General features: G+C 69.2%; 6 protein-coding genes. 5 read left to right on the top strand and 1 reads right to left on the bottom strand.

The features are described 5' to 3' along the window. The first annotated feature begins 202 nt into the window (after nt 1–202). The 5 genes from ACE37J_RS16545 (at nt 203) to ACE37J_RS16525 (ending at nt 5,489) form a co-directional block, all read left to right on the top strand. Nucleotides 203–1,093, top strand: a complete 891-nt coding sequence (locus ACE37J_RS16545) for an SDR family oxidoreductase (RefSeq protein WP_409712906.1) — start codon at nt 203–205, stop codon at nt 1,091–1,093. Between the two features lie 55 nt (nt 1,094–1,148). Then, entirely contained in the window at nt 1,149–1,622 is a 474-nt protein-coding gene (locus ACE37J_RS16540) for an ester cyclase (protein ID WP_409712904.1), read from the top strand. A 67-nt stretch (nt 1,623–1,689) separates the two neighbouring features. Continuing rightward, nucleotides 1,690–3,873, top strand: a complete 2,184-nt coding sequence (locus ACE37J_RS16535) for a mechanosensitive ion channel domain-containing protein (RefSeq protein WP_409712902.1) — start codon at nt 1,690–1,692, stop codon at nt 3,871–3,873. Continuing rightward, nucleotides 3,870–5,063 carry an iron-containing alcohol dehydrogenase gene (locus ACE37J_RS16530; RefSeq protein ID WP_409712900.1) on the top strand — a complete coding sequence of 398 codons (1,194 nt, stop codon included), beginning with the start codon at nt 3,870–3,872 and terminating at the stop codon, nt 5,061–5,063. Before ACE37J_RS16535 ends, ACE37J_RS16530 begins: the two co-directional genes overlap by 4 nt. Nucleotides 5,064–5,159: 96 nt before the next feature. Further along, entirely contained in the window at nt 5,160–5,489 is a 330-nt protein-coding gene (locus ACE37J_RS16525) for a hypothetical protein (RefSeq protein ID WP_409712898.1), read from the top strand. Nucleotides 5,490–5,527: 38 nt separating this feature from the next. On the opposite strand, the gene ACE37J_RS16520 is transcribed toward ACE37J_RS16525, so the two are convergent. After that, on the bottom strand, nt 5,528–6,124 hold the full coding sequence (locus tag ACE37J_RS16520) for a cupin domain-containing protein (RefSeq protein ID WP_409712896.1): 597 nt from the start codon (nt 6,122–6,124) through the stop codon (nt 5,528–5,530). Nucleotides 6,125–6,252: the final 128 nt, after the last annotated feature.

Raw genomic sequence — 6,252 nt, 5'->3', positions numbered from 1 at the left:
ACACGTCGGCGGGGTCGCCCCGCCAGTATGCGGTCAAGGCGACATCCAGCACCTCGCCGGCATCCATCGTCCGCGGGCGGCCGCGTGAAGGTTTCGGATCACTGTCACTCATATTTATACCATTCGGTATTTTATTTCTTGACGGGGGCGCCCAGATATTCGTACCAGTCGGTAACACCACATTCAAGCAGGAGATCGCGGGATGACAAGCGCAGAAACGAACGTCGGTCGAACGGTGGCGATCACGGGGGCGAGCAGCGGCTTCGGCGAAGGGGCCGTGCGCGCCTTCGCGGACCGGGGCGATCGCGTGTGGGCCACGATGCGCGACGCCGCGGGGCGCAACGCCGGCAAGAAGGCCGCGCTTGAGGCGCATTCGGCCAATATCTCCGTAATCGATATGGACGTGAGCGACGACGCCTCGGTTGCGGACGGTTTCGCCGCGATCCTCGCGGGAGGCCCGGTCGACATCCTGATCAACAACGCCGGCGTCATGTATCTCGGCCTCACCGAAGCCTTCAGCGTCGCGCAGGCGCGGGAGCAGATGGAGACCAACTACTTCGGAGCCGTCCGCGCCATGCAGTCTGTGCTGCCCGGCATGCGGGCGGCGGGTGCGGGGCTGATCATCAACACCTCGTCGCTGGTCGGGCGCATCTCGCCGCCCTTCTTCGGAACCTATACGGCCACCAAACATGCGCTGGAGGGCTATTCCCAGGCGCTGCGCTACGAAGTCTCGCCCTTCGGCGTCGACATCGCGATCGTGGAGCCCGGCCCTTTCGGCACCGGCCTTCTCGGCGCGGGCAAGCCGCCCGCGCGGGAGGATGTCATGGCCTCCTACGGCGATCTCGCGGGCGTGCCGACCGCGATGGGCGCGCATTTCGCCGCGCTCCTGACGAGCGAAGGCGCCCCCGATCCGCAATGGGTGGTGGACGCCTATCTCCGGCTCGCCGACATGGCCCCCGGCAAGCGCCCGACCCGCACGGTGGTCGGCATGACCTGGGGCGTCGACCGGATCAATGCAGGGACCCAGGCGGTGCAGGACGCCATCCTGAAGGAAATGCAGCTCGATGGCGTGCTCGGCGGAGCCGACGCCTGACCGGCGGGCGGCCCGCGCCCCAGACCCCTTCCCGACAAAGAAAGGACCATCGTCCATGAATCGATCGTTTGCAGCCCTCGCGTTCGCCGCCTCCGCCTTCGCCGGCCCCGCCCTCGCCGGCGACATCGACACGGTGCGCGCCTTCTATGCCGACATCCTGACCGACCCGGCAGGGACGACGGAGGCGCGCTACTACGAGCTCTTCTCGCCCGATGTCGTCTCGATCCCCGCGCCCCCGGGCGGCGAGGGCGCGCAGGGCATGCTCAACACCATCGCCTATCTCGGGCAGGTCGTCCCCGACCTGACATGGGAGCCGCAGGAGATCATCGAGACGGGCGACGGGCGCTTCGTCGTCCGCAGCCTCTTCCGCGGCGCGCCTGTGGGCCCCTTCTTCGGCGTTGACCCCGCGACCGGCAAGAGCTTCGAGGCCATGTCGATCGACATCGTGACCGTCGAGGGCGGGAAGATCACGCACGTCTACCACCTCGAAGACTGGACCGGCGCCATCGCCCAGCTGACGGCGGAGTGACGACGGCCCGGTCCCTGCGCCGCCGGTCGGGGCCCGCCCGGCGGCCGCCAGCCACGAGAGACACAGCATGACCTTCGCCGGCACGATCCGACACGCTCTCATCCTCGGCGCGGCGGCGGCGATGCTCCTCGCCGCGCCGCTCGCCCGAGACGCCTTCGCCGAAGATGCGGCCCGCGGCCTCGGCGCGGACATGACGGCGGACGATGTTCAGGCGGCGCTGGGCCGGCTAAGCGACGAGGAGGTGCGCCGCTTCCTGATCGAGGACTTCGCCGCGCGCCGCGCGGCCGCGCCGGAGGCGGCGCCCCCGCTGATGGAGACGCTGCGCGCCGCCGGAGACGCGCTGACGGCGAATGCCGGCGCCCTTCTGGCGAGGTGGCCGGAGCTCGGCGCGGCGTTCGGCGCCGTCGGCGCGCGTCTGGCGGGGGCCGGCGGGCTCGGCCTCGCCGCCCTCGCTCTCGCCCTGAGCCTCGGATCGGGCTTCGCGGCGCGCCATATCTGGCGGCGGCGCGCGGCCCGGCGCCAGATAGCCATCGCGGAGCGCAACATCGGGGCCGGCGCCTATGGCTCGCGCGGGTCCATCCTCGACGCCGCGCTCTTTCTGGCGATCGAACTCTCCGGGGTGGCCGTGTTCGCGCTGACGGCCATGGTGGCGCTGTATCTCGGGTTCCGGAGCCCTGACCTTCGCTACTTCGCGTCAAGCTACATCGCCGTCGTCGCCGCCATCCTCATTGCAAAGTCGATGGTCGACTTCATGTTCCCCCTCCGCTGGCCGCAATACCGGCTCGTCGCGCTCGGTGACGCGGCGACGCGGCTCGTCCACATCACGGCGCTCGGGCTCTCAGGCCTCTGGATGTTCGAGGCGATCACCTCGCAGACCATGGCCCGGTTCGACGCGCCTCCGGGGACGCCGGACCTCTTCAGCCTGCTGCTCGGCATGCTCTGGATCGCGATGGCGCTGTGCGGCGTCGCGCTCGTCCGCCGCGCGACCATGGACCTGACGCCGCCGGCGACGGAGCGGGGTCTTGCGAGCCTCCTGACGCGCAACTGGGCGGGGATCATGAGCGGGGCGCTGATCCTCATCTGGCTCCTCTTCACCGGCGGCGCGCTGATCACCGGGGATGTCGACATCGTCGCGGCGCGCATCTTCCAGACGATGCTCATCTTCATCGGGTTCTGGACGGTCCATCGCATCCTGACCCTCCATCTCCGCACGCGGATCATGGACGACGCGGTCAAGGCCGCCATCGGCCGCGCCGCGCGCGCGTCGTTCCTGGTCGCCGGCCTGCTGATCCTCGCCCCGGTCTGGGGGCTCGGCCCCGAAGCTCTGGCGGCGGGCGGCGGCGCCGGGCGCGCGGTCGACGCCGCGCTCGATATCGCCGTGACCGCCCTGATCGGCTGGGCGCTGTGGGATTTCATCCGCACGCTGATCGACGCCCGCGCCGAAAGGGAGGCGCCCCGCGGCGAGACGGACGAAGGCGCAGACGGCGAGGGCGGGCTCGGCGCGAGCCGCTCCGCGACGCTCCTTCCGCTCGTGCGGACGGCGGCGATGGCGCTTATCGCGCTCTGCTGCGTCTTCGCGGGCCTCTCCAGCCTCGGCGTCAACGTCGCGCCCCTGATCGCGGGCGCCGGCGTCGTCGGCCTCGCAATTGGCTTCGGGGCGCAGACGCTGGTCAAGGATGTGGTTTCCGGGGTTTTCTTCCTGATCGACGACGCGTTCCGCCGCGGCGAGTACATCGACCTCGGCTCGGTCAAGGGCACGGTGGAGCGGATCTCCGTCCGCAGCCTCCAGCTCCGCCATCATCTCGGCGCCGTCCACACGATCCCGTTCGGGGACATTTCGGCGTTGACCAACTATTCGCGCGACTGGGTGATCATGAAGCTGCCGCTGCGGCTCACCTTCGACACCGATCCGCACAAGGTGAAGAAGCTCGTGAAGCGGATCGGCGAGGAGCTGATGGCGGACGCCGCGCTCGGCGCCGGGCTGCTGGAGCCGCCGAAGTCGCAAGGGGTGATCCAGATGGAGGACAGCGCCATGATCCTGCGGGTCAAGTTCAAGGCGATCCCCGGGAAGCAGTTTCCGATCCGGCGCGAATTGCTGCATCGTATCCGCGCGGCCTTCGAGGAGGCCGGCATTCGCTTCGCCAGCCGGGAGGTCACGGTGCGGGTTCAGGAAGACGCTGGTGCGGCGGAGCGCCGGTCCGCCATCGAGGCGGCGGCCTCCCGCGGGTTCGAGGAGGCGGAGCGCGCATGAGGAACCGGGCTCCGGACGAGGCGACGCTTCTCTCCCCGCAGGACTGGGCGCTCCCTGTCCCCATCGCCTACGGCCCCGGGCGGCTCGCGGAGATCGGGCCGCGCTGCGGCGAGATGGGCGTGCGGAACCCTCTGGTCGTCACCGACCGGGGCAGCGCCGGCCTGCCGTTCGTGGCGCGGCTGTGCGAGCTTCTGACCAGGGAGAGCCTGAGCCCGGCGCTCTTCGCCGACTTCTCTCCCAACCCGGTCGGCGAGGAGATCGGAGCGGGGCGCGAGGCGTTCCGCGCGGGCGGCCATGACGCCGTCATCGCCATCGGCGGCGGCAGCGCGATGGACGCCGGCAAGGCGCTCTGCCTCGCCGCGGGGATCGAGACCGACCTCTGGGCCTTCGACTTCGACCGGCCCCCTCCGATCCCGCCGCCCGGCGCGGCGTTCCCGCGCCTTGTCACGATCCCGACGACGGCGGGGACGGGGGCGGAGACCGAGAGCACGGCGATGGTCACCCATGCCGGCAAGGGCATGAAGTTCTGCCTCTGGCATCCGCAGCTGAGGCCGTCTCTCGCCCTTCTCGACCCGGAGCTTACGGTCGGCCTCCCGCCGAACCTGACGGCCTGGACCGGGGCGGACGCGCTGACCCATGCGATCGAGGCCCTGCTTGTTCCTGGCTATCACCCGCTCTGCGACGCCGCGGCGCTCGAAGCCCTCGGCCTCATCGCGGCATGGCTTCCGGTCGCCGTGCGCGAGCCGGCGAACATGACCGCGCGCGGGGGCATGTTGATGGGCTCGTGCCTCGCCGGCATCGCCTTCCTGAAGGGCCTCGGCCTCGTCCATGCGATCTCGCACATGGTCGGGGCCGAGTTCGACACGCATCACGGCCTGACCAACGCAATCCTGCTGCCCGCCGTGCTCCGTTTCAACCTGCCGGGGATGGAGGAGAAGACTGCGCGCATGGCCGAGGCCATGTCCCTGCCGGGCCGCTCGGTCGACGGATTCATCGCCAGCGTCGAGTCGCTGCTAGACGAGATCGGCATTCCCCGCTCCCTCGGGGAAATCGGCGTTCCGGCGGACTGCGCCGCGCGCATCGCCGGAAAGGCGATGCAGGACGCCGCCGCCCGAACGAACCCGCGCGCCGCGAGCGAGGTGGAAGTCCGCGGGCTTGTCGAGGCCGCCATCGCGCGGGGTCGCAGCTGACCGCGCCTCGCGCCGAAGGGCGCATCGCGATACCGGGTCAGGCTCCGCGCGCTCACATGCGCGACGCTCGTCCTCTGCCCGGCCCTCGACGCGGTCTTGACCGGTCTTCTCGTTCCCGCGTTGTCGATCCTCGCCGACGTCTTTCGCGCGAGCCCCGCGACGGTCCAGTTCGCAATCGTCGCCTTCGCTGTCGGGCAGCTCGTGTTCGGCCCGCTGCAGGACCGTCTCTTGCAGCCCGCGCTCCTCGGCCGCCCGGATGATCGTCAGGCCGCCCGCCCGGGCGCGCTCCACCGCCTCCGGCTTGAACGCATCAGGGAAATGACGCCGCTTCCTGCTCTCCGTCGAACACTCCTCTCTCGGCTCGGAAACCTGCAAGGGGCGCCCGCTCAAGCGGGGCGGGATCAGTGGCTCGGCGGCATTCCTTGAGGGAGGGCGAAGTGTTTGGCGGCAAGTGAGGTCTCAGTTCAGTGCACCTGCGGCGTGTTCACCCAGAAGATTAGCGCCCTCTCATCGCCAACGTTGCGATAGCTGCTGGTCAGGTGGTTCTTGAAGAAGAACGAGTCACCCTTGCTCAAGCGATAGGTCGTCGTCTCGATCGTGAGCTCGATCTCCCCTTCGACAATGTAGCCAAGTGTTTCACCGTGGTGGGTGACTTTATCCTGCTTCTGTCCGCCCGGTTCGACACGATGGATGTTGGCTTCGAGCAGGTTGCCCGCCGCGAACGGGACAAGGCGCTCATAGCTGACACCTGCTCCGCCCCGGATTGCGTCGGTCAAGAGGATCGGGCGCTCGTTGGCTCGCTGCACGAGTCCGGGCGTGTCGAGCTTTGATCCGAAGAACGACGCGAGGTCGCGCCCCAACGCGGCGACAAGCCTGGCAAGCATGACAATTGAAGGAGTGACTTTCCCGCTCTCGATCTTGGAGACCATGCTCTCCGCACATCCCACTTTCTGTGCGAGGTCGCGAATGCGAAGGCCAGCGAGTTCGCGCGCTTGGCGGAGGCGGGCGCCGATCTCAAGGTCGCCGCGAAGATCATGCGTCTCCGTAGTGTGTTGCGGCATGTCCTCTCCTAACCGCTCGGTATGCCGATCATGCCTACCGCGTTTCTGTGCGCTGTCCCGATTGTGCCGCCGCTATCTCGCACTTCCCTGTCGAGTCAATCGTGCCTGATTCCCGTGAGGCCGCCTTG

This window comes from Pikeienuella sp. (genome assembly GCF_046290545.1).
Lineage (GTDB): Bacteria > Pseudomonadota > Alphaproteobacteria > Rhodobacterales > Rhodobacteraceae > Pikeienuella.
The sequence above is the reverse complement of the archived record's forward strand: the minus strand, read 5'-3'. Positions and strand labels throughout refer to the sequence as shown.